24 protein-coding genes are annotated in these 26417 nt (G+C 69.6%); 6 read left to right on the forward strand and 18 right to left on the reverse strand.

Going from position 1 to position 26417, the window contains the following annotated elements; genetic code table 11:
• Nucleotides 1-4: 4 nt before the first annotated feature.
• From wecB (ACZ3HV_RS03580) to ACZ3HV_RS03630, 11 genes are all read right to left on the reverse strand, one after another.
• A complete protein-coding gene (wecB, locus tag ACZ3HV_RS03580) occupies nucleotides 5-1063 on the reverse strand; it encodes a non-hydrolyzing UDP-N-acetylglucosamine 2-epimerase (protein ID WP_465680518.1) in 1059 nt (352 codons plus the stop codon).
• A complete protein-coding gene (locus ACZ3HV_RS03585; protein WP_465680520.1) occupies nucleotides 1060-2073 on the reverse strand; it encodes a Gfo/Idh/MocA family protein in 1014 nt (337 codons plus the stop codon). The genes wecB (ACZ3HV_RS03580) and ACZ3HV_RS03585 overlap by 4 nt, the downstream gene beginning before the upstream one ends.
• A 1-nt stretch (nucleotide 2074) precedes the next feature.
• Nucleotides 2075-3166 carry a DegT/DnrJ/EryC1/StrS family aminotransferase gene (locus ACZ3HV_RS03590; RefSeq protein ID WP_465681691.1) on the reverse strand — a complete coding sequence of 364 codons (1092 nt, stop codon included), beginning with the start codon at nucleotides 3164-3166 and terminating at the stop codon, nucleotides 2075-2077.
• Nucleotides 3163-3774, reverse strand: coding sequence for an acyltransferase (locus ACZ3HV_RS03595; RefSeq protein ID WP_360364369.1), 612 nt, complete (start codon nucleotides 3772-3774; stop codon nucleotides 3163-3165). The genes ACZ3HV_RS03590 and ACZ3HV_RS03595 overlap by 4 nt, the downstream gene beginning before the upstream one ends.
• Nucleotides 3771-4958, reverse strand: coding sequence for a hypothetical protein (locus tag ACZ3HV_RS03600; protein ID WP_465680522.1), 1188 nt, complete (start codon nucleotides 4956-4958; stop codon nucleotides 3771-3773). Before ACZ3HV_RS03600 ends, ACZ3HV_RS03595 begins: the two co-directional genes overlap by 4 nt.
• A 4-nt stretch (nucleotides 4959-4962) precedes the next feature.
• Complete coding sequence (locus ACZ3HV_RS03605) at nucleotides 4963-5538, reverse strand: hypothetical protein (RefSeq protein WP_465680524.1); 576 nt, start codon at nucleotides 5536-5538, stop codon at nucleotides 4963-4965.
• A complete protein-coding gene (locus ACZ3HV_RS03610; protein WP_465680526.1) occupies nucleotides 5535-6860 on the reverse strand; it encodes a glycosyltransferase in 1326 nt (441 codons plus the stop codon). The genes ACZ3HV_RS03605 and ACZ3HV_RS03610 overlap by 4 nt, the downstream gene beginning before the upstream one ends.
• On the reverse strand, nucleotides 6857-7957 hold the full coding sequence (locus ACZ3HV_RS03615; RefSeq protein WP_465680528.1) for a glycosyltransferase: 1101 nt from the start codon (nucleotides 7955-7957) through the stop codon (nucleotides 6857-6859). Before ACZ3HV_RS03615 ends, ACZ3HV_RS03610 begins: the two co-directional genes overlap by 4 nt.
• Nucleotides 7958-7959: 2 nt before the next feature.
• Complete coding sequence (locus ACZ3HV_RS03620; RefSeq protein WP_360364361.1) at nucleotides 7960-8748, reverse strand: ABC transporter ATP-binding protein; 789 nt, start codon at nucleotides 8746-8748, stop codon at nucleotides 7960-7962.
• Nucleotides 8749-8764: 16 nt separating this feature from the next.
• Entirely contained in the window at nucleotides 8765-9631 is an 867-nt protein-coding gene (locus ACZ3HV_RS03625) for an ABC transporter permease (RefSeq protein WP_465680530.1), read from the reverse strand.
• Between the two features lie 450 nt (nucleotides 9632-10081).
• Complete coding sequence (locus ACZ3HV_RS03630) at nucleotides 10082-11149, reverse strand: class I SAM-dependent methyltransferase (RefSeq protein WP_465680532.1); 1068 nt, start codon at nucleotides 11147-11149, stop codon at nucleotides 10082-10084.
• A gap of 161 nt (nucleotides 11150-11310) precedes the next feature.
• Here ACZ3HV_RS03630 and wecB (ACZ3HV_RS03635) point away from each other — a divergent pair, with 161 nt between their 5' ends.
• Nucleotides 11311-12450: a non-hydrolyzing UDP-N-acetylglucosamine 2-epimerase gene (gene wecB / locus ACZ3HV_RS03635; protein ID WP_465680534.1), complete on the forward strand. Its 1140-nt coding sequence runs from the start codon at nucleotides 11311-11313 to the stop codon at nucleotides 12448-12450.
• Nucleotides 12451-12472: 22 nt separating this feature from the next.
• On the opposite strand, the gene ACZ3HV_RS03640 is transcribed toward wecB (ACZ3HV_RS03635), so the two are convergent.
• Genes ACZ3HV_RS03640 through wecC form a run of 3 tightly spaced genes read right to left on the reverse strand, consistent with a single transcriptional unit; the run spans nucleotide 12473 to nucleotide 16556 of the window.
• Nucleotides 12473-14656, reverse strand: a complete 2184-nt coding sequence (locus tag ACZ3HV_RS03640) for a glycosyltransferase family protein (RefSeq protein ID WP_465680536.1) — start codon at nucleotides 14654-14656, stop codon at nucleotides 12473-12475.
• The gene (locus ACZ3HV_RS03645) at nucleotides 14653-15309 is read right to left on the reverse strand and encodes a hypothetical protein (RefSeq protein WP_465680538.1); all 657 of its coding nucleotides are present in this window, start codon (nucleotides 15307-15309) and stop codon (nucleotides 14653-14655) included. Before ACZ3HV_RS03645 ends, ACZ3HV_RS03640 begins: the two co-directional genes overlap by 4 nt.
• Complete coding sequence (gene wecC, locus ACZ3HV_RS03650) at nucleotides 15309-16556, reverse strand: UDP-N-acetyl-D-mannosamine dehydrogenase (protein ID WP_465680540.1); 1248 nt, start codon at nucleotides 16554-16556, stop codon at nucleotides 15309-15311. Before wecC ends, ACZ3HV_RS03645 begins: the two co-directional genes overlap by 1 nt.
• Nucleotides 16557-16706: 150 nt before the next feature.
• Here wecC and ACZ3HV_RS03655 point away from each other — a divergent pair, with 150 nt between their 5' ends.
• Both ACZ3HV_RS03655 and ACZ3HV_RS03660 read left to right on the forward strand, forming a co-directional pair.
• A complete protein-coding gene (locus ACZ3HV_RS03655; protein ID WP_465680542.1) occupies nucleotides 16707-18002 on the forward strand; it encodes a hypothetical protein in 1296 nt (431 codons plus the stop codon).
• A 903-nt stretch (nucleotides 18003-18905) separates the two neighbouring features.
• Nucleotides 18906-19895 (forward strand): helix-turn-helix domain-containing protein, encoded by a 990-nt coding sequence (locus ACZ3HV_RS03660; protein WP_465680544.1) that lies wholly within the window; start codon nucleotides 18906-18908, stop codon nucleotides 19893-19895.
• Between the two features lie 55 nt (nucleotides 19896-19950).
• On the opposite strand, the gene ACZ3HV_RS03665 is transcribed toward ACZ3HV_RS03660, so the two are convergent.
• Nucleotides 19951-21042: an aspartate-semialdehyde dehydrogenase gene (locus ACZ3HV_RS03665; RefSeq protein ID WP_465680546.1), complete on the reverse strand. Its 1092-nt coding sequence runs from the start codon at nucleotides 21040-21042 to the stop codon at nucleotides 19951-19953.
• 5 nt (nucleotides 21043-21047) lie between these two features.
• A complete protein-coding gene (locus ACZ3HV_RS03670; RefSeq protein ID WP_465680548.1) occupies nucleotides 21048-22316 on the reverse strand; it encodes an aspartate kinase in 1269 nt (422 codons plus the stop codon).
• Nucleotides 22317-22567: 251 nt separating this feature from the next.
• On the opposite strand from ACZ3HV_RS03670, the gene ACZ3HV_RS03675 reads away from it, so the two are divergent.
• Both ACZ3HV_RS03675 and ACZ3HV_RS03680 read left to right on the forward strand, forming a co-directional pair.
• Complete coding sequence (locus tag ACZ3HV_RS03675; RefSeq protein ID WP_465680550.1) at nucleotides 22568-22891, forward strand: ArsR/SmtB family transcription factor; 324 nt, start codon at nucleotides 22568-22570, stop codon at nucleotides 22889-22891.
• Nucleotides 22892-22948: 57 nt separating this feature from the next.
• The gene (locus ACZ3HV_RS03680; RefSeq protein WP_465680552.1) at nucleotides 22949-23539 is read left to right on the forward strand and encodes a dihydrofolate reductase family protein; all 591 of its coding nucleotides are present in this window, start codon (nucleotides 22949-22951) and stop codon (nucleotides 23537-23539) included.
• On the opposite strand, the gene ACZ3HV_RS03685 is transcribed toward ACZ3HV_RS03680, so the two are convergent.
• Complete coding sequence (locus tag ACZ3HV_RS03685; protein ID WP_465680554.1) at nucleotides 23425-24633, reverse strand: MFS transporter; 1209 nt, start codon at nucleotides 24631-24633, stop codon at nucleotides 23425-23427. The genes ACZ3HV_RS03680 and ACZ3HV_RS03685 overlap by 115 nt on opposite strands.
• A gap of 87 nt (nucleotides 24634-24720) precedes the next feature.
• On the opposite strand from ACZ3HV_RS03685, the gene dinB reads away from it, so the two are divergent.
• Nucleotides 24721-25917, forward strand: a complete 1197-nt coding sequence (gene dinB / locus ACZ3HV_RS03690; protein ID WP_465680556.1) for a DNA polymerase IV — start codon at nucleotides 24721-24723, stop codon at nucleotides 25915-25917.
• A 21-nt stretch (nucleotides 25918-25938) separates the two neighbouring features.
• Here the strand turns inward: dinB and ACZ3HV_RS03695 are convergent, their stop codons facing one another.
• Complete coding sequence (locus ACZ3HV_RS03695; protein WP_465680558.1) at nucleotides 25939-26412, reverse strand: GNAT family N-acetyltransferase; 474 nt, start codon at nucleotides 26410-26412, stop codon at nucleotides 25939-25941.
• Nucleotides 26413-26417 lie beyond the last annotated feature (5 nt).

The raw sequence follows: 26417 nt of genomic DNA on the forward strand, positions 1-26417 counted from the left end.
GTAGTTACTCCGTGAGAGCAGTGACGACACGCTCGGCAGCGTGCCCGTCTCCGTAGGGCATGGGGCGGTCGGCTGCCGGCGCCGGCCGGGCGGCCAACTCGGGCAGCATACTCACGTCGGACGTGAGCACGTTCCAGCCGTCCTCCAGCGTCTCGACCCACTCGGTCTCGGTGCGCAGCGTGGTGCAGACCCGGCCAAGGAGGAAGGCCTCCTTCTGCAGGCCGCCGGAGTCGGTGACCACACCGGACGAGCCGAGCACAGCCGCGACCATCTCCGGGTACGCCAGCGGCTCCCGGACATGCAGCGAACCGTCCGGACGCTCCAGCTTGATGCCGTGCTCCGCGCACTTCATCACCAGCCGCGGGTGCGCCAGCAGCAGCACCGGGTAACCGGCGTCGGCGAGGCCGTCGACGATCGCGGCCAGGCGGGCCGGGTCGTCGGTGTTCTCGGCCCGGTGGATCGTCGACACGACGTACTCACCGCGCTTCAGACCCTCAGGCAGGTCGAACGATTCGTTCGACACCGCGTCGCGGACCCGGAAGCACACGTCCGTCATCACGTCACCGACGAGCCGCGCCCGGTCCTTCAGGCCCTCGTTCGCCAGGTGTTCCATCGCCACCTTGGTGGGGGCCAGCAGGAGGTCGGCAGCGTGGTCGGTCAGGACGCGGTTGTGCTCCTCCGGCATCCGCCGGTTGAACGACCGCAGCCCGGCCTCCAGGTGCGCCACCGGCAGGTGCATCTTCACCGCCGACAGCGTCCCGGCGAGCGTCGAATTGGTGTCGCCGTAGACCAGCACCCAGTCCGGCTGGTGCTCGTCCAGTACGGCGTCCATCGCGGCCAGCATCGCACCGGTCTGGACGCCGTGGCTGCCCGACCCGACGCCCAGGTGGACGTCCGGGGCCGGGATCCGCAGGTCGGCGAAGAACACGTCAGACATGTTCTTGTCATAGTGCTGCCCGGTGTGCACGATCACATGCTGGTGTTCGGTGGCGGCGAACGCCTCCGCCACCGGTGCCAGCTTCACGAACTGCGGGCGTGCCCCGACAACACTAAGAACCTTCACGACTGCGCCGCTCCGGCGTCCGACGCGATCTTGATCGTCCGGTCCTCGGCGGCCGACTGGATGACGGCCTCGGCGACAGTGACCGTGCTCAGGCCCTGGTGCAGGGTGACGATGTCGGCCTCCTTGCCCAGCACCGCATCCCGGAACGCCTCGTGCTCGGTGCGCAGCGGCTCCGGCTTGCTGATCGCGTAGCGGATCATGTCACCCTCGCTGACACCGCGGAAGTGCGCGACGTCATCCCAGGCCGTGGCCACCGTGCCGTTGGCGTGGAAGGACAGGTCGGCCAGCAGCGTATCGGCGATGAACGCGCCCTTCTCACCGGTGACGACGGTGAGCCGCTCCTTCATCGGGGACAGCCAGTTGACCAGGTGGCTGGTCACGGTGCCGTCGGCCAGCCGGCCGGTCACCGCGATCAGGTCCTCGAACTGCCGGCCGCTCTTGTGAGCGCTCTGCGCGGACACCGCGACGAACGGCGACTGGCACACCCACGCGGACAGGTCGATGTCGTGGGTCGCCAGGTCCAGTACGACGCCGACGTCGGCGATCCGGGCCGGGAACGGGCCCTGGCGGCGGGTGGCGATCTGATAGATGTCGCCCAGCTCACCGTTCTCCAGCCGCGCCCGCAGCGCCTGCAGCGCCGGGTTGTACCGCTCGATGTGCCCGACCGCGCCGATCACGCCGGCAGCCTCGAACGCCTTCGCGATCTGGATCGCCTCGGCCGAGGACCCGGCCAGCGGTTTCTCGATCATCGCGTGGACGCCGGCCGCGGCCAGCGCCTCCGCGATCTCCGCGTGGTACTGCGTCGGGACGGCGACCATGCAGTAGTCGATCCCGGCCGCGATCAGCTGCTCGATGTTCTCGTACACGGGCAGGCCGTCGGCCACTCCGTGCTTGTCGCCGTTGGGGTCGGCCACGGCCACCAGGTCGACTCCCTCGAGGGAGCCCAGCACCCGCGCGTGGTGCCTGCCCATCATGCCCAGGCCGATCAGTCCGGCTCGCAGTTTCGCCATCTCACGCACCAGCCTTCGCCACGGTGTTCACCGCGGCCACGATCCGGTTCAGGTCGTCGTCGGACAGCGAGGGGTGGACCGGCAGCGAGAGCACCTCGGCCGCGGCCTTCTCGGTCTCCGGCAGGTCCAGCTCGCGCTGGAACGACGGCAGCCGGTGGTTCGGGATCGGGTAGTAGACGCCGCAGCCGACGCCGTACTCGTTCCGCAGCGCGTTCGCGAAGCCGTCGCGGTCCTCGGTCACCCGGATCGTGTACTGGTGGTACACGTGGGTCGCCTCGGCGGCCACCGCCGGGACAGCGACACCGGCCAGGTTCGCGTCCAGGAAGGCCGCGTTCTCCTGCCGCTGCTTGGTCCAGCCGCCGACCTTGGTCAGCTGCACGCGGCCGATGGCGGCGTGCAGGTCGGTCATCCGGTTGTTCAGGCCGACGACCTCGTTCTCGTACTGCTTGAGCATGCCCTGGTTGCGGAAGAGCCGCATCCGGCGCTCGAGGTCGGCGTTCGCGACCGAGTTCATGCCGCCCTCACCGGACGTCATGTTCTTGGTCGGGTAGAGGCTGAACATCGCGAACTCGCCGAAGGTGCCGACGGGAGCGCCGTTCCAGGTGGCGCCGTGGGCCTGCGCGGCGTCCTCGTAGATCTGGATGCCGTGCTTGTCGGCGATCGCCTGCAGCGCGGTGATGTTGGCAGGGTGGCCGAACAGGTGCACCGGCATGACGGCCTTGGTCTTCTCGGTGATCGCGGCCTCGACCGCGGCCGGGTCCAGGCAGAAGTACGTCGGCTCGATGTCGACGAAGACCGGGGTCGCACCGGTCAGCGCGACGCTGTTGGCGGTCGCGGCGAAGGTGAAGGACGGGACGATGACCTCGTCACCCGGTCCGACACCCGCGGCCAGCAGGCCGAGGTGGAGACCCGACGTGCCCGAGTTGGTCGCGACGCACGCCCGGCCGGAGACCAGCGCTGCGCCGAACTCCTGCTCGAACGCCGCCACCTCGGGGCCCTGCGCCAGCATCCCGGACTGCATCACCCGGTCGACGGCCTCGCGCTCCTCCTTCCCGATGATCGGCTTCGCGGCCGGAATCGGCTGCACCATCAGTTCTCCTCCACGTCTTCACCGGACGGCCGCAGCCGCCCGTCGGTTTCGATGTACGTCTCACCCGTATTCGGGCACTTCCACTCGCCGTTGCCGACCTCCAGCAACGGCACCCCCGCACGGCCGACCCACTTGATCCGGCGCGCCGGCACCCCCGCGACCAGCGCGAAGTCTGGCACGTCCTTGGTCACCACCGCACCCGCGGCAACCGTGGCCCAGCGGCCGATGGTGACCGGCGCCACGCAGACCGAGCGCGCGCCGACCGCACTGCCCTCCTTCAGCGTCACACCGACCGGCTCCCAGTCGTGGCCGCTCTTCAGCGAGCCGTCCGGGTTGATCGCCCGCGGGAAGTGGTCGTTGGTGAGCACCACCGCCGGGCCGATGAACACGCCGTCCTCGAGCACCGCCGGCTCGTAGACCAGGGCGTCGTTCTGGATCTTGCAGTTCTTCCCGACCCGCACGCCGGAACCGATGTAGGCACCCCGTCCGACGATGCAGTTCTCACCCAGCACCGCGTTCTCGCGGATCTGGGACAGGTGCCAGACCGACGACCCGTCACCGATCTGGGCGGATTCGTCGACGTCAGCGGATGCTGCGATGCGGGACGTCACTGATTCTCCTTCGAAGTGAGCCAACTGCTGAGAGCAATGGTCGAGCGGCTTCCGTCGTGCAGCTCCGCCACGAAGCCGGGGCCGGCGGCCGCCCGCTCGGCGGCGGCCTCGCGATCGGCGATCAGGCCCGCGACGACATCACCCAGCGTGTCGGGATCCGCCTCCACGATCGGCACCTCTCGCCCAGTCAGACTACGCACCCGCCGGCGCACGTCGTCACCGACGTACGAGACCACGATCCGCTCGGCGGCCAGTGCTTCCGCGGCTGCCACGCCGTACAGGCCGATTCGGAGTTGGTCGACGACGATGTCGGCGTCGCCGATCACGCTCGGCATCCGGTCGTGCGGTACGCCGGTGATGCGCCGGTACTCCAATACCCCGCGCTCGTCCAACTCGGTCAGGACGGCGTCGATCCGGTCCGAGCCCTTGAGCTGCGCGTTCGACGGGACGTGTACGACGACCGGACGCTCGCTCGTGAACAACGGACGGGCCGCCTGCTGCCAAGGAGCCGGGTCGATCGCGACCGGCAGCCACTGCGCGTTCGGTACGTCGTCCAGCAGATCGACCGTCGACACGAACACGGGCAGGTCGAGGATCTCGACGAGTTCGGCATGCCGGCGCGCCTGCTTCTCCAGCCGCTCGGTCAGGTCGTCGCCGGGCCTGAACGGCGACCAGCGCTCGCGCTTCGCGTGCCGGCTGGGCAGGCGGATGTCAGAGCCATGGAAGACCAGGCCGACGTCGATGCCCGCCTCGCGCAGGGTGGCGATGTCGGCGGCCGCGTCCGGGTAGCCGCGGGCGCCGAAGATCGGGCGCAGCGACTCGACCAGGACGTGCGTGTAAGAACCGACGGTGTGCTGCTCCTGCGCGCGCTGCCAGCGAGGCTGGCCGAACCACGCAAGCGGTACGCCGTAGTCGTCGGCGAACTGGAACTGTTCCTTGCGATGCAAGGCGAACGAGACGGCACCGACCCCTTCGAGCTCTTCGGCTGCCCGTGCCCAGGCGTAGCCCTGACCGGCGGAGTTGGTCGGTCCGACCAACAGCCGCACGGGGGTCGTCGGCACCGGCGGGAACGCCGGCAACTGCGCGTACGAGTACCGCAAGCCGCGCAGACGCCGCCGGACCGCTCCAGCGGTCCGCGCGAGTGGCGCCGGCAGGTACTCGCGGATCGAACGCGACACCGTCATGGAATCATCCATTACCTGCCGGTGCCTTCAGTTGGTCGAGCTCGCGACGGGCAGCCGGGAGACCGAGCACGACCGGGGTGCCCGGCCTGCGCCTCCCCAGGTTCCAGCCGGCCCAGATCGCACCGGAGTCCAGGGCGACGACGACGTCGGCGTTCTCGATCGTGCTCATCACGTCGGGGCGGCTGAGAACCCTGGCCCAGTAGGTCTTGCCCAGCTTCTGGCCGGCGCGATTGCTCCGCAGGAACTTCACCGACTTCTTGATTGCCTCCGGCAACACTCTGCCGGCCGACCGGCGAGCCCGCCACCGCACAGCCTGCACGCCACGCTTGGCTCCGGTCGGCCCGGGCTTCGGGGCGGGAGCAGGCTCCGGCTCCGGCTCGGGCTCCGACGGCGACGCGACCGGCATGCGGCCCGGACCGATCAGGGTGAAGCTGTTGACCTTGTCCTCGACCGGCCCGTCCGGGGCCACCCAGCCGATGACGTCGAGGCCGAGATCCGGGTCGCCACCGAGGTCCTCACGGACGGTGTCGAAGTACGCCGGCGGGAGCCGGCGGGTGCTCAGCAGTACGACGGTCTTCACGCCGGAACCCCCTGCACCACCCCGGCGAGCGCCTCGATCCGCGGATCGAGCTGCACCTCTCGCCGGTACGACGCGCCGAACTCGCGCGCCTTGGTCCGGATCCCCTCGTCCGCCGTACGAGCGGCGTGCGCGGCCTCGATCAAGGCCGCGGCGATCGCCTCCGGCGTCACGTCCTCGACCGGGAACCACAACGGATGACCGCGCAGTACGTCGGACGCCGCGTTCTCCGGGTCGTGCACGGACACGATCGGCAGGCCGGTCGCGAGGTACTCGAACACCTTGCCGCTGGTCACGTACCGGCCCTTGCCGAGCATCAGCAGCTGGACGTCGAACTCGTCGTACGCCTTGGCGATCTCGGCCTTGCCGACCGGACCCTCGTAGCTGACGCCCTCGTCCCTGGCGTGGTCGATGGTCGCGAGCATGTCGGCCCGCGGCTGCGCGTAGTACCCGAGGTAGCCGTGGATCTTGGCCTTCGCGCCGGCCAGCTCCTCCGACGACGAGCGGGCGAGCCGCCAGCCTTCGACGAACTCGGCCAGCGGCACCTTCGGCGAAACGGTTCCGACGTACCCGAAGACCAGCGGGCGATCCGTCACGGCACCGCGGTCGCGCGTGTCCGGCACCAGGTCGGGGTCGAAGCCGTTGGCGACGGTGTGCATCTTGCCGGCGTGGGCGGGGTAGAGCTTCTCGTGCCACTCCTTGATCGGGTCGTTCACGAACCAGACCTCGCGAGCGGACTCGACCAGCTTCTTCTCCCAGCGGGCCGCGCGGCTGTTCGGCTCGTGCAGCCGGTCACCAGTGAAGACGTCCAGCAGCCAGGCGTCGCGGTAGTCCATCACGTACGGGACGCCGTACTTCTTGTTCAGGTGGTACGCCGCCGTGAAGACGACGTGCGGGTTCGCGGTGGCAACGGTGAGGTCGACCTTGTGCGCCCGGTGGATCCGGTCCGCGGCCTTCTCGATGATGGAACGCCACGGCCCGTACCCGGTCTCCGGGAACGGGATCTGGTCCTGCTTGGTCCGCCACTTGCTCCATAGCTTCGGGTTCGTAGCGCGGGTCCTGGACCAGGTGCGCAGGTCGGCCTCCAGGATCGGCCACTCGAACGGCACCCGGACGACCTCGATCGACGGGTCGATCCGTTCCTCCAGGGTCAGGTCGACACCCGTGAAGCGATGGAAGGTCTCACGTTCGGCCGTCAGCACGGTCACCTTCCAGCCGAGCGCGGCGAACCGGTTGGCCGTGGCCAGGGCCCGGTAGACACCGCCACTTCGGCAGGGTGGGAAGCCCCAGGCGACGTACAGCAGATGGGGACGGCTGTCGGTCATCCTCTTCCTCTTAGCAGGTTGAGGATCGCGTCGGCCAGCTCGTCGTACGGCGTGGACGCGGCCAGATGGTCAGCCGCCCACTGCAGCGCGTGGTCGCGCAGTTTCTCCAGCTCACCGGGATCCGCGGACCAGCGCCGCAGGGTCTCGGCCGCCTCCGCGACCGAATCCACCAGGACGCCGCCACCGGACTCCTCGATCACCTTGGTCTGCCGGGGCAGGCGGGTGGAGAGCACGGGAAGACCGCTCGCGAGGTACTCGTAGATCTTGGACGGCATCGCTTCCACGAAGGCCGGTGTCGGCTGGAGCATGGCGAGACTCGCCCAGGCGCCCTGGGCGATCTGCCAGGAGTCGGCAGGTGGCTGGCGCCCGTGCAGCCGGACGCGGCCGGCCAGGTCGGACTCCTTGATCCGGGCCTCGAGCCGGTCCCGGTCCGACGGTGCGACCGGGCCGACCAGGTCGAGGGACCACTCCGGCGCCGCAGCGACGGTCTCGACCATGTCGAACAGACCACGGCTCGTTCGCAGGTCCCCGACGTACACCGCGCGGGGTGCGCCGGTCGGCGGGGAGGGAGCGAGGAAGCCGTGATCGGGAAGGTTCTGCACCACCAGGCGGCGCTTGGCGTGGTGCGGCGCCAGGTGCGAGTCGGCGACGACGGTGAGGTCGGCTCCCGCGGCCAGCTTCGACCCGGCGCGCACGATCAGCCGGGCCGGCAGTCCCGCGGCTCCTTTGGCCCACGCCCGGTCGGCCAGCAGCCTCTCGTAGTCCTCGTGCACGTCGACGACCAGCTTGCGCCGCCGGATGGTGGTGACCAGCCGGGTGACCGGGATCATGTCCGGATCGACCGTCATCACCACCTTGGCCTTGGTCCGCCACGGCAGCACGGCGGTCCGGGCCAGCCGCTGGACCAGGTTGCCCCGCGGGCCGGCGTGCACGGCCGCACCGGCCGGCCCGCCGTCGGCCTCGCCCAGGCCCCACAGCTCGACGCGGAGGTCTCGGTTCTGCAGAGCCGCGGTGATCTTGTGCAGGCGTGCGTCGGCGACGTCGTGACCGGTCGTGATGATCCCCACGTCCGGCGTCCGTGACCCGGAATTGGGCATGGTCAGAGGTCCTCGAGGGAGACGGATTCCTTTTCGCCGACCTGCAGGAACTTGGTGTAGGCCTGGATCACCTCGTTGGGCTCGCCACGCATCATCAGCTTGCCCTTGTGCAACCAGATGCAGTCGTTGCACATCTCGCGGACACTGCTCATCGCGTGGCTGACCAGGAACATGGTCCGGCTGTTCGTGACCAGTTCCGACATCTTGGCCGCGGCCTTGGTCTTGAACGACGCGTCACCGGCGGACAGCGCCTCGTCGATCAGCAGGATGTCGGGGTCCATGTGCACGGCGACCGAGAACGCGAGCCGGCTGAACATGCCGGACGAGTACGTCCGCATCGGCATCTCCATGAAGTCGCCGAGCTCGGCGAACTCGGCGATCTCCTCGTACCGGGCCTCGATCTCCTTGCGGCTCAGACCGGCCGCGAGTCCACCCAGTACGACGTTCTCCTTGCCGGACAGCGCCGCGTTGAAGCCGACGCCCAGCGACAGCAGGGTGGAGACCCGGCCGTGCACCTCGATCCGGCCCGAGGTCGGCGGCAGGATGCCGGCCACCGCACGCATCAGCGTCGACTTGCCGGCACCGTTCGCGCCGATGATGCCGATGGTGGTGCCGTGGTTGACGTCGAAGGAGACGTTCTGGACGGCCTTGACCTCGCGGACCGCGCGCTCGCCACGGCCGAACCGGACCAGTGCGCTCTTGAACGTGGGAACCCGCTCGAATGTCGTCCGGTAGGTGATGGACACGTCCTGCACCTTGACGGCCGGAACTTCCGCCGTGGTTTTCTGCATCGGCTTCTTCTCGGTCTCAGAGACGGACAACGAACTCACGCTCCCTCGACATGAAGAACAACGAGCCGACCACGAACGCCAGCAGCGCCCAGAATCCACCGGCGGCCCACAGCTGCCACTTCGGGATGTCACCACGGACCAGCAGGTCGGTCCACCCGCCGATCAGCGCGTAGAGCGGGTTGTACTGGATGAAGCCCTTGAACTTCGCCGGCGCCTGCTCCGCGAACCAGAGCACCGGGGACAGGTACAGCCAGATCCGGACGAAGTACGGCAGGAAGCTGGTGGTGTCGCGGAAGTACACCTGCAGGGCGGCGAAGATCATCCCCATGCCGGCCGCGAAGACCGTCAGCATGATCAGGAACGCCGGGGCCAGCAGCATCTGCCACTTCAGCGGCTGCCGCATCGCCAGGTGGATGAAGAAGTAGACGACCAGAGTGGGCAGGAAGCGGAAGAACGCCGTCCGCACCGCCGACAGCGGCAGCAGCATCCGCGGGAACGACTGGTTCATCAGCAGCTTGCCGCCGCCGACCACACTGGCCGCGCCGGCGGTCATCGCACCGGAGAAGTAGTAGAAGGCGAACAGGCCGCCGCACATGTGCGCGAACCGCTCCGCGGCACCGATCCTCGAGCCACCGCCCGCGATGATGTCCGTCAGCAGGTAGTAGACGGCCGCCAGCAGCAGCGGGTTCAGGACCAGCCAGATCTGCCCGAAGAAAGTGTTCGTGTTGGCGGCCCGGATGTTCGTCCGGGACATCTCCGCCGCGAACTCCCGGCGCTGCCACAGTGCCTTGAAGTAAGGACGCAGCGCCGGCAGGCCGACCTTGTGCGGTTCGTACACATGCACCGACGGGTTGAACTCCTCGTCGACGCTAGTCGCGTTCATTCAGGCGACGCCTCTCTCTGCCAGATGTCGTGTCTCCGCCCGGTACGACGGCGGGCCACGCAGACCGGAAAGCAGAGTAGCGGATCGTCGTCATGGCCGACGACACAGTGGTCCTCCATAGTGAGCAACGACGTACAGACGGCTACCAAGCGTCGCGCCCGACTGTGCAACCGAATGAACAGTCAGCTCTCGCCGATCGTTATCTGGAATATACATTTGACAGCCTTCGACGGCCAAATGCCCGTCAGGGCACGGAAACGGCGTGTTGACCATGATCACTACGAGCCCGCAGGAACGATAGCGAACAAAGTCAAATCGCGGTCAATTCAGAGGTATGACGCCGGCGATTCGCCGGAAGTTCGCGCACCGGGCGTGATCTGTCGCACGCCTGCCCCGTGAGCGGTACGGCGACCAGTGACGGGCGTCACCGGGAGCGTGGACGGGGCCGGTTCAGGCGGGGGCGCCGTCCGGCCGCCGGGTCAGGACGTGCATGCCCTTGTCGGCGCGCAACTGCTGGCGGACGAACTCCGGGCACTCCTGCATCCAGCGACCGCTGACTTCGACCTCGTCGGGCCGGATGGTGTCGTCGAGGACGAACGTCACCTCGTCGGCGCAGTGCGACAGCAGCACCGGCAGCGCGGGATAGCGGGACAGCGGACCCGTCCCGGCGGGCGGCCCGTCGACGAAGACCAGGCCAATGCCTTCGAGGTCCCGCACTGCGGTCAGGTCGTACCAGTTCCACTCGCGCTCGTCCGGGCCTGCCCAGGGCGTCAGCGGAGCGTGCCGCACCTCGACGACGTCCTGCAGCCCATGATCGGACACCCGCCGGGCGGTGACCTCGGCGTAGTGGTCGTTGTGCTCGAGCGCGACCACGCGGCCGTAGCCGGCCAGCTGCACGGCGTAGCCCAGGACCAGGCTGGACGCCCCGCTGCCGCACTCGACGACCAGCTCCGGACGGCGGGAGACGACGTACTCGGCCAGCCAGCGCAGCACGTCGGGCGAGGCGGCCCAATCGCGCAGCGGCGGCATCAGCGCACGGGGTTGGAGCATGGTGCGCAGGTCGAGCAGTGCCTCGATCTGCCGGTACGTCTGTGCGGTGTCGGACCGGCCGGCGACGACCTCCGCGTGGACCTCGTCGAGCCGCTTCCCGGTGCCGGCGATCGACGACTCGATCCGCTCGGTGGCCTTCTCGGCGGTGGCCTGGAGCGCGGCGTCCAGCGCCTCGCCCTGGGCTCGGACGGCCTCGGAGTTCGCCGCCATCGCCCCGCGCAGCGTCTGGTTCAGCTCGGACAGCTCCCGGGTGTGCCGCGCGGCCACCGCCGACACGCTGCGCTTCAGCTGCAGCACCATGGCACCGAGGACGGCGACGGCGGCGGCCAGCCCGAACGCGATGACGAGCAGCAGGCCCTGCGCGACCGCGATCTCGCCGGCCAGCACGACACCCAGGGTGACCAATGTCGCGGCCGCCGCCGCGGCACCGGCCAGCAGGGCCACCTTGCGGACAGGCACCTTTGCCATACTCACCATCCACGCAGTCGGCCGCCCAGCGGGCGGCGGAAATACCACAGCGTAGCGCCGAACGCACCCGAGCCCACCGGAGTCGCGCGGCGCCCACGGAACGGCGGCGGTTACCGTAGGGCGGCTCCCTACCGCCGACCCAAGAGAGAGGTACCCCCGTGATGAAGATCATGACGGTCTACGGCACCCGTCCCGAGGCGATCAAGCTCGCACCCGTCCTGACGGCGCTCGCGGCCGAGCCCGACCTCGAGTCGGTACCCGTGGTCACCGGCCAGCACCGCGAGATGCTCGACCAGGTCAACGACCTGTTCGGCATCGTCCCACGGCACGACCTCGACATCCTGCAGCCGGGGCAGACCCTGGCGGGCATCACCGCGCGCATCATGGACCGTTTCGACCCGGTCCTCGCCGAGGAGGCGCCCGATGTGGTGATCGTCCAGGGCGACACGACGACCTCGACGGCGGCCGCGCTGGCGGCCTTCTACCGCGGCATCCCAGTCGTGCACGTCGAGGCCGGGCTGCGCAGCGGCGACCTCACCGCGCCGTTCCCCGAGGAGGCGAATCGCCGTCTGACCTCGCAGATCACCACCCTGCACCTGGCGCCGACGGCACGCAGCCGGGCCAACCTGCTGCGCGAGGGCGTCGACCCCAGCACCGTCGTCGTCACCGGCAACACCGTCATCGACGCGCTGCTCACGACCGCCGCCCAGCCCGTAGCGCTGACCGACCCGCAGCTGGCCGCGCTGGTCGCGTCGGACGCACCGATCCTGCTGGTCACCAGCCACCGCCGGGAGAGCTGGGGCGCGGCGATGGAAGGAGTCGGCCGGGCGCTGGCCCGCATCGCAGCGGCGCACCCGGAGCTCACCGTCGTCCTGCCGGTGCACCGCAACCCCGTGGTCCGCGAGGCTCTGCTGCCGATGCTCGCCGGGCTCCCGAACGTCGTGGTGACCGAGCCGCTGTCCTACGCCGAGTTCGCCACCGTCCTCGCAGCCGCCAAGATCGTCCTCACCGACTCCGGCGGCATCCAGGAGGAGGCGCCCAGCCTGGGCAAGCCGGTCCTGGTCATGCGCGACAACACAGAGCGCCCCGAGGCGGTCGAGGCCGGCACCGTCCGCCTGATCGGTACCGACGAGGACCGCGTCGTCAAGGAGGTCGAGCGCCTGCACCTCGACCCGGCGGCCTATTCGGCCATGGCGCAGGCGATCAACCCCTACGGCGACGGGCACGCCACCGCTCGCTCGGTCGCCGCTGTCCGGGCGCTGTTCGGTCTCGGCGCCCGGCTCCCCGACTTCACCGGCTGACGCGGGTGCGGGCCCGGGCCTGTCAGCCGACCAGCGCGGCCGCCCACGTCGGGCGGACGACGGCGAGGTCGTGGCGGCCGCCCTGGAGCCGTGCCGCGCCGCTGAGCTTGGCGAACTCCGCCGGATCGGCGGCCGCGGCGACGATCGTCCGGACCAGCGCGTCGATCGAGCCGTACGGCGCGTCCGGCCCGTACAGCTCGGCGGCGCCGTCCTCGGCCGGGGTCAGCACCACCACTCCGGCGGCCTGGGCCTCGACGACACGCTGATCGAGGCTCCCGCGGCGGCGCGGGACCAGCAGCCAGCCGATCTTGCGGTACCAGGTGGGGAGGTCGGCATCGGGGCGCTCGAACGCGACCCGCGCGGCGACGTCGGGCGTGGCCACGAGATCGGCGACCAGCGTCTGGTAGTAGACGCGTTCGATCTGGTCGGCCAGGTGGTCGTCAGCCTCCCACGGCAGTCGGTCGCGGATGTGCAGGCTGAACTGCTCGTCGGCGGCGAGCAGGTCGCGCAGCGCCATGATGGCCGCGTCGGGCCGGGCGACGGACGGGCTCAGGTCAAGGACGCCCACCCGGTACTGGCGGCCGGGCAGCCCCGGCCGATCGACGTAGGCGGTGTCGACCGGCAGCGGCGCGTGGTGCAGTCGCTCGACCGGGACATCGAACGCGGCAGCGAACGCCGCGAGGTCAGGCTCGGCCTGGAACACGAATGCGTCGATCTCCTCGAGCAACGCGTCGCGCAGGGCGGGCTCGTCGGTACGCAGGTCGCGGACGTGCGCGATCAGCCGCTGGCCATCGACCTTGCGGCGGGTGGCCCAGGGCAGGAACGGGGCCGCGTCCTCGATGACGACAGTGCCGGCCTCGGACAGCTCGCCGAGCCGGGGTTCCTCCTGGCCCGTCAGCGTCGGATCCCACTGGGCAACGCGGACTTCGCCGGCGCACTGCCGCAGCACTGTGTGCGTGCCGCGCGACGCCGCCAGATCGCTGCCGACGAGCAGCAGCGGCCGCCCGCCCGCGAGCGTGACGCTCGGCCGCACCTCGGTCGCCCGGAGCGCGGCGTGGATGCGCTCGACAGTGTTGGCCATGCGGTATCGGTCGATGGCCTCCATCGCCTTCTTGCGTGCATCCTCGAGCAGGTCCGGGTCGCGGGCCACCCGTTCGACGGCGTCGAGCACCGACTCGATGGAGGCGTCGACGAACAGCGGGTAGTCCTCGCCCAGCAGCTCGACGTGCGCGGCAATGCGGTTGACCACCGGGGCCACGCCCATGGCGCAGTACTCGAGCACCTTGGTGGACAGCTCATGGGTGGAGTCGAGCTCCTGCGCCCGCCAGCTGAACCCGATGTCGGCCGTCTTGGAGTACGCCATGGCGTCGTCGCGGGAGAGCCCGCCGGCCCACTCCACACCCGGGCTGGACTTGACGGCGGTCGTCATGCGCCTGCGCCAGCTGGGCACGCGCTTGGAGTGCATGATCTTGTCACCGATCATCGACAGCGACAGGCGGACGCCGCGCTCGGCCAGCAGCCGGGGCACGTCGCACAGCTCGAGCGTCATCCAGCCCTCGGCGAACTTGCCGGCGTAGACGCCCTGCAGCCGGCCGGCCGGCCGGGCCGAGCGGCCGGGCAGCGGGCCGAGGCCGTCAGGGATCATCGGGTTGATGACGACGCACTTCCCGACCGACGCGGGCACCCGGTACTCCATGTAGGAGCGGGAGTCCTCGGTCTGCACCAGCATCCGCTCGGACGCCAGCGAGATCTCCTCGAGGTCGCGCAGCTGCTCCGGTGTGGGCTCCGCACCCGGCTCGGGGAGGTCGATGACGTAGGGCCAGAACCGGCCGTCGAACTCGCGGGTGCGGGCCAGCTCGTTGGAGATGGCGAAGCCGCGCGAGATGATCTTGTCGAACCGGTGGGCGCGGTCGAGCTCGACGACGCGGTGCGCGACCTCCTTGACCGACAGCAGCTTCGACGGGGGGACGGCATCGCCGAGGCCCTCGAACGGGTCGACGATGGTGACGTTGTCCAGGCCGACGAGCGGCTCGAGCATCTTCCGCGAGATGATCCGGGCCTTCAGCAGCAGCGTGACGTGGGAGTTCGTCCGCGCGAGCACCTGGGCCATGGACACCAGCCAGATGGTCGACCCGTCGATGATGTTGATGTTTCCGTCGCCGTAGAGCAGGACGCGGCGCTCCACGGGAGTGGAGTGGGTGGTCATCGATCTCCCTCGACGGCGGCGCGGGCAACTCGGTCGAGCAGACTCACGACCGGGGACATGGGCACGGGACCGAGGATGGGGTCGGCCTGCTGGGCGAGCGGGAGCACCGCGTCGGCGGCGCCGCGCAGCAGGTTGGTGCCGACGTTCGGCGCGTCAGCGGAGGCGAGCACGATGACGGGCGCGCCGCACTCGCGTGCCTCGGTGGTCCACTCCAGGATCTCGAGCAGCAGCGCCGTGCCGGACGACGTCTCGGCGGTGCTCCAGGGACCGGACTGCAGGGCGGCCCGCTCGACCACCAGCATGTCGCCGGGCTCGACCTTCGTGCCGAGCGCCCGCGCCCCCGGCGCCACGGCGGCGACCGGCAGGACATCGCCCAGCCGCCGCGCCGTCCCGCCGGTCAGCACGCCGACGACCCGGGTGGCCGCCGCGAGCTCGCGGCGTGCATCGAGCCCGCCGTCGTCGGCCTCCGGTGTTTCATCGGCCTCGGGCTCGAGCTCGTCGTCCGGCTCGGCGAGCAGGTGCTCGGGGTAGCGCGCGGACAGGACCCGCTCGGCCGCGCGCGACGGCGAGTCCGGGACCTCGTGCACCCGACGGCGGCCGCGGACGACGCGCCGGGCCTTGCGCACGGCGCGCACCGGCAGCGAAGCGGGCATCAGCGCCACAGGCCCTTCGTGTCGATGACACGCTTGCCATCGAGCGCCGACCGGTCGATGCCGCGGAACTCGTCGTGGTCGACCAGCAACAGGATGACGTCGGCGGCGGCGATGGCGGTGGCCGCGTCGGCCAGCTCGACGTTGGACAGCCCGGCGAGGTCGGCCGGCAGCTTCTCGATGTGCGGCTCGACCGCGAGCACCTTGCAGTCCGGCAGCTCGCCGGCGAGGTCGCGGACGATCTGGCGGGCCGGCGACTCGCGGAGGTCGTCGATGTTGGCCTTGAACGCCAGCCCCAGCGCGGCCACCGTCGAGGCGCCCTGGCCGGCGACCGCCTCGACCGCCCGGCCGACGACGTAGCCGGACTTGCCGTCGTTGACCTGCCGCGCCGTGCGGATGAGCGTGGCCTCCTCGGGCGCCGCAGAAACGATGAACCAGGGGTCGACGGCGATGCAGTGCCCGCCGACACCCGGCCCGGGCTGCAGGACGTTCACCCGCGGGTGGTGGTTGGCCAGCTCGATGAGCCGCCACACGTCGACGCCCAGGCGGTCGCAGATGAGCGACAGCTCATTGGCGAAGGCGATGTTGACGTCGCGGAAGGAGTTCTCGGTGAGCTTGGCCATCTCGGCGGTCACGGCGTCGGTGAGCAGCAGCTCGCCGCGGCAGAACCGCTCGTAGAGCCCCTTGGCCCGGAGTGCGGCCTCCTCGGTGAGGCCGCCGATGATGCGGTCGTTCTCGACCAGCTCAGTCATGATGCGGCCGGGCAGCACCCGCTCCGGGCAGTACGCTACGTGGATAACCGATCGGCCGTCGGTGCCGTCGAGGCTCAGTGCCGGGTTGGTGGCCAGGATCTCCTCTGCCATGCGCTGCGCGGTGCCGGGCGGCGAGGTGGACTCGAGGATGACGAGCTCGCCGCCGGTCAGCTTCGGCGCGATGGCCCGCGCGGCCGACAGCACGTGGCTGAGGTCGGCCGTCTTGTCCTCCAGGAACGGAGTGGGTACGGCGACGATGTACGCGTCGGCCGCCGGGGGCTCGGTGGTGGCGTCGAGCAAGCCCGCCGCCACGACCTCGCGGAGCACGTGGTCGAGATCGGGTTCGACGAACGGCAGCGCGCCGTGGTTGACCGCCTCGACCTTCCTCCGGTCGACGTCGACGCCCGTGACACGGCAGCCCGCGCGCGCCAGTACTACGGCGGTCGGAAGGCCGATGTAACCGAGTCCGAGCACCACGATGCGCGAATGCGCATTCATAACGTTCTCTCCTCACCAGGTGGCTTAGACGCGCCCGCTGGAGCGCATTGTCGCGAGTAGTCTATGCACCGAGCGGGGTAGTCTAAGCACCGAGCGGGCAGACCGACGACACTTACCCGCGTTGCCCGCCCCTCCGACGAAAGCCATTAGATGTCGCAGCTCAAGACCATGGTTCGCGCGCCACGCCGCCTCGTGCTCCGCGCGCTCCGCGGCCCCGTCCGAGCGCTCCTCCGCCCCTTCCGTCCGCAGATCAAGGCGCTACGGCGGCGGCTGCCGCGCCGGGCCGACCACTATGTTGCCCGCCTCGGTGGCGTCCCGATGCGGGTGGTCCTGCCCGCCGCGCCGGTGCCTCCGGAGCTCGTCGAGCAGGCCCGCGCGAGCCGTCCGCCGGTGCCGGACACGCCCATCCGGCTGTACGTGGCGCCGGCCAACTTCGCCGGACAGGGCTGGCTCTGGGCGCGCGCGGCCGAGCAATTGCCCGGCGTCGGCGCCGTCAGCATGGTCGGCATCCCCAGCGGCTTCCGGTTCTCCTCCGACTACCACGTGCCCGACCAGGTCTACCTGCGCTCGCTCGAGTGGCAGCGCGAGCAGTTCGAGTACGTCCGGCAGGGTTTCACGCATGCGCTCGTCGAGGCACAGCGGCCGATGTTCGGCTCGATGTTGAGTAACAACGTATTCACCGAAGCGCGGGTACTGAGTGGGTACGGCCTGCGGGTCGCCACCATCGCGCACGGCCGCGATGTGCGGCTGCCGAGCCTGCACCGCGAGAACTACCCCTGGTCGCCGTACGTGCAGGAGGAGTGGGCCGAGGTCGACGTGCTGGAGTGGCAGGTCCGCCGCAATCTCCGCGGGCTGGCCTCACTCGACCTGCCGGCCTTCGTGTCCACGCCCGACCTCCTCGACGACCTCCCCGACGCCACCTGGTGCCCGGTGGTCATCGACGTCGCCCTCTGGGAGACCCCGGACCCGGCGATGGAGCGGCCGCGGCCCGTGGCGGTGCACATGCCCACCAGCTCGAAGTTCAAGGGCTCGGAGCAGGTCGACGAAGCGATGACGGACCTGCACGAGCGCGGGCTGGTCGAGTACCGCCGCATCGAGGGCGTCTCCCCCGAGGAGGTGCGCCGCATCATCGGCTCGGCCGACCTCGTGCTCGACCAGTTCCGGCTGGGCAGCTACGGCGTCACGGCCTGCGAGGCCATGGCGGCCGGGCGGCTCGTGCTGGGCCACGTCACCGAGCACAACCGGCGGCGGGTCCACGAGGCGATCGGTGACGAGCTCCCCATCGTCGAGACGACGGTCGAGAACATCGCCGAGGTCGTGCTCGGGCTGCTCGACGACCGCAGCCGGGCCCAGAAGATCGCGGCGCAGGGCCCGGGCTTCGTCCGCCGACTGCACGACGGCAGCTACTCGGCCACCGTGCTCTCGTCGTTCCTCACTGCAAACTGATCCCAGGCGCCGGCAGAGCCTGCGGCTGGACTCCAACGACTGTCCGGTGCCCGGTGCGCGGCGTGCGTACCGGTGTTACCGGTGAGGCCCCAGGCGATGCTTCCTGGCCGGGGCGAGCCGGGCGGCGGACGTCGTGTCCTCGCTCCCCATGGACAGCCTCACCATCCACGGAGCTCCGCTCAGCACCTCCCGGGGCCTCACTCGTGATCCGGACGGCCGGCCCTCTTGGGCGGAGAAGGGCCGGGCACCCGCCGGATCAGCCGGTACGATGACCAGGGCGGCGGTCATCGCACCTTGGGCTCGTTCCCAGACGTGCTGCGATCGCGGACAGGCGCGCGCAGCACATGTGGAGACGGGCCCGAGGCCGGCGGAAGGCAGCGCGGCCCGGGATCGGAGCAAGGATGCCCGGACTGGCCGGATTCCCTGCGACGATGCCGGTATCGGTGCGCTGGGGACGGCAGTACCGACGCGAACCGCGGAACGTGGCGGAACCGGTCGCATCGGACTCTCCTCCTCATCGGCCTCACGATGGAGATGCACAGTTTGTACACCCTCCAGCACAGCCGGTGATGGCACGGGAGTGCGAGGGCACCGATGCGCCGGGATCGAGACCCAACCGAAACGGGCTCCGCTGACGTGGCAGCGAACTCGGGCCAGAATTGGAACAGCAGCCCGGCGGCGCTCAGGTGGTCCGTCGCCGGGCTGCTGGACCTCAATTCTCGCTCACAACTGCGCGGAAATGGTGGCCAGATGGTGACACGGCACAAGAATGCTGACAGGACAACAAATATCGCTAGGCGCATTCACGACGACACGGACAGTGCGAACCGCTCTGGATCGGCCGTCTTATTCTGGAGGGGACGGTAGCGGACGGTGACAGCACTCGGAAGGGAGGGGAGAGTTGTGAGCACAACGGACACGGAGCGTGCCGACCATCTCAAGGTGCTCGGACTCAGCGACGACGAGGTCAAGGTCTACCAGCACCTGCTGCGAACCGGCCCGTCGTCGATCACCGAACTGGACGAGGCGGTCCCCGGCCGGTCCGCCAGCATCGACTCGACGCTCGGTGGACTGGTCCAGGCAGGCCTGGCGCGACGGTCCGGATCGGACCATTCCCGGTTTCTCCCGGTCCCCCCGGACGCCGGCCTGGAGGCGATGACGCTGCGCCGCGAGTCGGAGCTGAAGCAGGCCCGCATCGAGGTGCTGAACGCGTACGACGAGTTCCGCCGGACCGTGCACAACGAGTCGACCACGCACCTGATCGAGGTCGTCACCGGTAGCGCGATCGTCGAGCGGATCCACCAGATCAAAGGTGGAGCGCAGCGGGAGATCCTGGCCATCGACTCCCCGCCGTACTACATCGGCGGCCCGAACCAGGAGGAGATCGAGCACCTCAAGCGCGGCGTCTCGTACCGGGTCGTCTACTCGCCCGAGTCGGTCGAGGTGCCCGGGTACCTGACCGAGAACATCCTCCCGTGCGTGGAGGCCGGCGAGCAGGCCCGGGTGCTGCCCTACGTACCGGCGAAGCTGACCATCATCGACGGCTCGATCGCGTTCGTGTCGATGTCGGTGCGCGACACCGATGTGAACCGGTCGCTGCTGATCATCCGGCCGAGCAGTCTGCTCACCGCCCTGATCGGCATGTTCGAGCTCTGCTGGCGCAACGCGCTGCCGCTGCACGCCTCGGTCGGCACCGAGGACGACCGGCTCGAACCGATCGAGCGCCGGCTGCTCGCCCTGCTCGCGACCGGTGCCGCCGACGACACCATCGCGCGCACGCTGGGCATCAGCCGCCGGACGTTCTTCCGCTACCTCGAGCGCCTGATGAACCGCACCGGCGCCAGCACCCGCTTCCAGCTCGCGCTGCACGCCGCCCGGGAGAACTGGCTCTAACCGTTGCCGGAGACAACAAAGGGCTCCCACTCGGGAGCCCTTTGTTTGCTGGGGTTCAGGCTTTGATGAACTCCTTGGCGACGACCTCGGCGATCTGGGCGGTGTTCAGTGCCGCACCCTTGCGCAGGTTGTCGCCGCAGACGAACAGCTCGAGCGCGTTCGGGTCGTCCAGCGACTTGCGGATCCGCCCGACCCAGGTCGGGTCGGTGCCGACCACGTCGGCCGGGGTCGGGAACTCACCCTCGGCCGGGTTGTCGAACAGCAGCACGCCCGGAGCGTCCCGCAGTACCTCCCGGGCACCGTCGGCGTCGACCTCCTGGACGAACCGCGCGTGCACCGACAACGAGTGCGTGGTGACCACCGGAACGCGGACACAGGTCGCGGACACCTTGAGATCGGGCAGCCCGAGGATCTTGCGCGACTCGTTGCGGACCTTCAGCTCCTCCGACGACCAGCCGTCGTCCTTCAGCGAGCCGGCCCACGGTACGACGTTCAGCGCCAGCGGAGCCGGGAACGGGCCGAGCCCGTTGCCGATCACCCGCCGTACGTCGCCCGGCGTGGTGCCCAGTTCACGATTGCCGGCCACCTTGGTGAGCTGGTCGTAGAGCGCGTCGATGCCCTCCTGCCCGGCACCCGAAGCGGCCTGGTACGACGACACGACGAGCTGCTCGAGCTCGTAACGGTGGTGCAGCGCACCCATCGCGACGATCATCGACAGCGTCGTGCAGTTGGGGTTGGAGATGATGCCCTTCGGCCGGTTCCGGGCCGCCTCGGCGTTCACCTCGGGCACCACCAGCGGGACGTCCGGGTCCATCCGGAACGCGCCGGAGTTGTCGACCACGACGGCACCCTTGGCGGCCACGATCGGCGCCCAGTGCGCGGACACCTGGTCCGGTACGTCGAACATCGCCACGTCGATGCCGTCGAAGGCGTCCTCGCTGATCGCGACGACCTCGACCTCCTCGCCGCGGACCTTCAAGCGTTTGCCCGCGGAGCGCTCGGACGCGATCAGCCGGATCTCTCCCCAGACGTTCTCGCGGGTCGAGAGCAGGGCCAGCATCACCGTCCCGACGGCGCCGGTCGCCCCGACCACCGCCAGCGAGGGCAGGCCCGCCCGGTCTTCGGTCTCGTGGTCCAAAGCGCTCACAGGTGTCACCGTCCAGTTCCTCCGTACACGACAGCTTGGGTGTGCTCGTCGTCCAGGTCGAATGCAGTGTGCGCCGCTGTGACGGCTGCGTCTACAAGGTTCTCGTCGATCACCACCGAGATCCTGATCTCCGAGGTCGAGATCATCTCGATGTTCACGCCGGCGTCGGCGAGCGCGGAGAAGAATTTCGCGGACACGCCCGGGTGCGAGCGCATTCCGACACCGACCACCGACACTTTGCCGATCTGGTCGTCGTACAGCAACTGCTCGTAGCCCACTTCGTCCTTCATCCGGGCCAGCGCGGACATCGCCCGGGCGCCGTCGGCGCGGGGCAGCGTGAAGGAGATGTCGGTCCGGTTGGTGGCGACCGCGGAGACGTTCTGCACGATCATGTCGATGTTGGTCTCGGCGCCGGCGACCGTCTCGAAGATCCGGGCCGCCTCGCCCGGCTTGTCCGGCACGCCGACCACGGTGATCTTGGCCTCTCCGCGGTCGTGGGCAACGCCGGAGATGATCGCCTGTTCCATCTGAACCAGTTCCTTCGCATCGACGACCCAGGTGCCTTCCTTCTGCGAGAAGGAGGAGCGCACATGGACAGGGACGTTGTAGCGCCGCGCGTACTCGACGCAACGCAGGTGCAGCACCTTGGCGCCGCAGGCAGCCATCTCGAGCATCTCCTCGTAGGAGATCTTCGGGATCTGCTTCGCGGCCGGCACGATCCGCGGGTCCGCGGTGAAGATGCCGTCCACGTCGGTGTAGATCTCGCAATAGTCGGCCTCCAGCGCGGCGGCCAGCGCGACCGCGGTGGTGTCGGAGGCGCCGCGGCCCATCGTGGTGATGTCCTTGGTGTCCTGGGCGACGCCCTGGAAACCGGCCACGATCGCGATGTGGCCCTCGCCGAGGGCCCCTTCGATCCGGCCCGGCGTGATGTCGATGATGCGCGCGTTGCCGTGCGCGGACGTGGTGATCACGCCGGCCTGCGAGCCGGTGAAGCTGCGTGCCTCGTAGCCCAGGTTGGCGATCGCCATCGCCAGCAGCGCGGCGGAGATCCGCTCACCCGAGGTGAGCAGCATGTCCAGCTCGCGCGGCGGGGGTAGCGGGGAGACCTGCTGGGCCAGGTCCATCAGTTCATCGGTGGTGTCGCCCATGGCGGAGATGACCACCACCACGTCGTTCCCGGCCTTCTTCGTCGCGACGATCCGTTGGGCCACGCGCTTGATGCCATCGGCGTCGGCGACCGAAGAACCGCCGTACTTGTGTACGACGCGTCCCACAGTTGTGTCTCCTCAAACCACTCAAACCACTGGTTGCGGTACGCCGTGCGGCGTTGCACCAGGCGTAGTCGTATCCGGGTCATTCTAGCCGTGACCCGCTCGTTGCCTACCGCCTGACCAGCACCTGGTCGAGTCGTCCGGCCGATCCGTCCCCCGCCGGAAGGTTCCCCGGCCGGGGTGGCGAGGTGCCGGAAAGCGTCCCGCCGGACAGGGCTCTTGTTCATATAAGTCATCACTGAAATACTGGCGCCGTGCACGCGTTCGACATCCTCGGCGATCCGGTCCGGCGCCGCATCCTGGAGCTACTGGCCGACGGCGAGCTGCCGGCCGGCAGGATCGCCGCGACGATCGGCAGCGAGTTCGGGATCAGCCAGCCGGCCGTCTCCCAGCATCTGCGGGTCCTGCGCGACAACGGGTTCGCGACAGTCACGGCGGACGGCACCCGACGGCTGTACGCCGTGGAGCCCGGTCCACTGCGCGAGATCGACACCTGGCTGGACCGGTATCGCAAGTTCTGGGTCAATCGCTTGGACGCGCTCGAGACAGAGATCCACCGCGGCCGCCGGCAGCCCTGAACAACCTTCTGCCGGCGCGAAGCATCTGGGTAAGTAGTAGATCCAGAGGAGTTCGTGATGCGCACCATCGTCGCCAGACTCTGCATGTCGGAGGACGGCATCGTCGACAAGCCGGAGCAGTGGCTTCCCTCTCCCGGCCTCGCTTTGGACCAGCTGCTGACCGGCACCGAGACGGTCGTGCTCGGCCGGGAGACATTCGAGCAGTACGCCGGTGCCGTCGCCGGCCTGGACCAGGCCCGCAAGCTCGTGATCGCGTCCCGTCCGGTGGGCGCGCGCCCGTACGCCGAAGTACTGCAAGGTGATCCACGCCGGGTGCTGACGGCACTGAAGGAGGTGCCGGGCGCCGACCTGCACGTCGTCGGGAGCCTGACGTTGATCCGCTCGCTGCTGCGGTGGCGGTTGATCGACGAGGTGTCCCTCCTCATCCATCCGGTGGCCGTGGGACGCGGGACGTTGCTGGATCGCCGTACGTTGCGGCTGATTTCCATGTGCGCGCGGGACGGCGGCGTACTGGAGGCCAGTTACCGCATGCATTATGCGGCGACCGCGGCTTCGAAGTCGGTGGACTCGGCCGGCCGGTGGGGCGGCACGCGCAGCAGGGACAGGGTCGCGAGGACGCCGAGGCCGGCCGCCAGGACCCACGCGTAGCGGACCCCGAACGCCTCGACCGCCGCGCCGGCCACAGCGGCCCCGACCGCAGACCCGATCATTCCGCCGCTCTGCATCCAGCCGAAGATCTCGGTGTGCGCAGCCGTTGGCGTCAGCACACCCGCGCGCTCGTAGACGGCTGCGATCGTCGGAGCAATCAGACAGCCCGCCGCGAACATCATCACCGCCAGCCCGACCACGGACGACGTCACGAAGACACAGCCCATGATCAGGACGGTCAGCGCGAGCATCCGCCGCCAGGTGTAGGAGTTGTGCCGGCCCGGCAGCGCACCACCGACCAGTCCGCCGGTCACGCTGCCGATCGCAGCCACCATCTCCAGCACGCCGGCGATCAACCGGTTGCCATGCTCGTCGGCGACCGCGACCATGCCGAGCGACATCGCCGCGAAGCCCATCACCAGGCAGAACCACGCGAGCAACATCGGTGTCCGGTGCTGGTGCAACAGCAACTGCCGTACGGTCGGCCTGGGCCCGGTGCTCTCGTCGTGCGGAACCGGCGGCTGCTGCTTCAGCCCGAACCACCAGATGGCCGCGGCCGCGGTGACTGCGCATGCCAGCAGCCCGACCCGAGGACTGGCGAAGCTGACCATCAGGGCGCCGGTCATGGGGCCGATGACGAAGAGCAACTCCTGCGCGGTCGCGTCGAGTGAGTAGATCGCTCGCAACCGCGAGCCGTGCACGATCCGCGGCCAGTTGGCCCGCAAGGCCGAGGTGACCGGCGCAACGAAGACGCCGGCCACGGCCGCCGCGACCGGCAGCACTCGAAACCAGCTGTACGGCAGCAGGGCGACCACGGCCATCGACGCGCCCCACGCCATCCCCGTGCCGATCACGACCTTGCGCGCACCCCGGCGATCCGCCAGTCGCGACCACACCACGCTGGCGACCGCCGTACCGACGGAGTAGGCGCCCGCGACCACGCCGGCCCATCCGAAGTTGCCCGCGGCATCCTTGGCCAGGAACGCCAGAGGGACCATCGTCGCCATGACCGGCATCCGCGCGACGAGGGCCGAGGCCAGCAGCGCCACCACACCGTGGGTCTTCCAGAGATCGCGGTACGCCGTCAGGTCCATGGGCTGCATTCTGTCCTGACAAACCTGCCGGCCGCGTCGGGATTTCTCCCTATCTCATTTGTCGGCGGCGTATGCGAACATGTGTTCGTGTCGGAACTCCGCGCGGCGAACATCCTGCATGCCGATCTGGACGCGTTCTACGCGTCGGTCGAGCAGCGGGACGACCCACGCCTGCGCGGCCGCCCGGTGATCGTCGGCGCCGGCGTCGTCCTGGCCTGCAGCTACGAGGCCAAGGCGTACGGCGTGCGCACCGCGATGAACGGTGGACAGGCGTTGCGCCGCTGCCCCGGCGCGATCGTGGTCGACCCGCGGATGTCGGCGTACTCGGAGGCCAGCAAGGCGGTGTTCAAGGTGTTCGAGGACACCACGCCACTGGTGGAAGGGCTGTCGATCGACGAGGCGTTCCTCGACGTGGGTGGGTTGCGGAAGATCCGCGGGACTCCGCTGGAGATCGCTGAGCGGCTGCGGGCCGAGGTGCTGTCGAAGGTCGGCCTGCCGATCACGGTCGGGGTGGCGCGGACGAAGTTCCTGGCCAAGGTGGCCAGTGGAGTGGCGAAGCCGGACGGTCTGCTGGAAGTTGCGCCGGACCGGGAGCTGGAGTTTCTTCACCCGCTGGATGTCGAGCGGCTCTGGGGCGTGGGCGAGGTCACCGCGGAGAAGCTGCGGAATCGCGGACTCACCAAGGTCGGCGATGTCGCGATGCTGCCCGAGGCCGCGCTGGTCGCGATGCTCGGGCGCGCGTCCGGGCGGCATCTGCACGCCTTGGCGCACAACCGCGATCCCCGGCCGATCGAGGTCGGGCGACGACGGCGGTCGATCGGCTCGCAGCGGGCGCTCGGCCGATCGCCCAAGTCACCGGCCACCCTCGACGCCGTGCTGGCCGGGCTGGTCGACCGGGTGACACGCCGGATGCGGACGGCGGGGCGATCCGGGCGGACCGTCACGTTGCGCCTGCGCTTCGACGACTTCAGCCGGGCGACCCGATCCCATACGTTGCCCCAGGCAACGGATCAGACTCGGGCGATCCTGATCACCGCGCGGGCGTTGCTGACCGCGGCACGGCCGCTGATCGCGACCCAGGGGATCACGATGATCGGCATCTCGGTCGGCAACCTGGAGAACGAGGCGGCCCTGCAGCTCGCGCTGCCCTTCGACAAGGCCGCGAACGACGAGCTCGACTCCGCACTGGATCAGGTGAAGGACAAGTTCGGCACCAACGCGATCACCCGCGGCATCCTGCTCGGCCGGGATCAGGGGCTGACCGTGCCGATGCTGCCGGACTGAGTCATGCCTGATGGTCCCGCTCTAGTCGAGTCGCTGCTCCAGCGTCAGCTCGTCGCGCAGCGGGATGCCATACGCGCCCGTGAGCGGGATCGACGGCTTCAGCTTGCGGGACTCGTCCACCGCACCCGGGGACACACCCACGATCCGCAGCCCGCGGCGCTGATAGAACCGGACCGCGTCCAGGTTGTCGTTCGTGGTGATCAGCCAGAGCCGCGTGGCGCCGGCCTGCCGGGCGAGCTCGACGGCCGCGGACATCAGGGCACTGCCGACGCCGAGGTGTCGCACGGGCGCGTCAATCGTGACGACCTCGAACTCGTCGTTCGCGATCGTGTAGGTGAGGAGGCCGACGATCCGGCCGTCTTCCTCGGCGACCAGGCCGGGCAGCGTCGCGGGTTCGTAGACGGTTCCGTGGGCGACGGCGGTCGTGCCGGTCGCCGCGGTCAGCAGTTCGACGACGGCGTCTCGGTCCGTGTCGGTGACAGCACGTACCTTCATGACGG

The organism is Kribbella sp. NPDC020701, assembly GCF_055562215.1.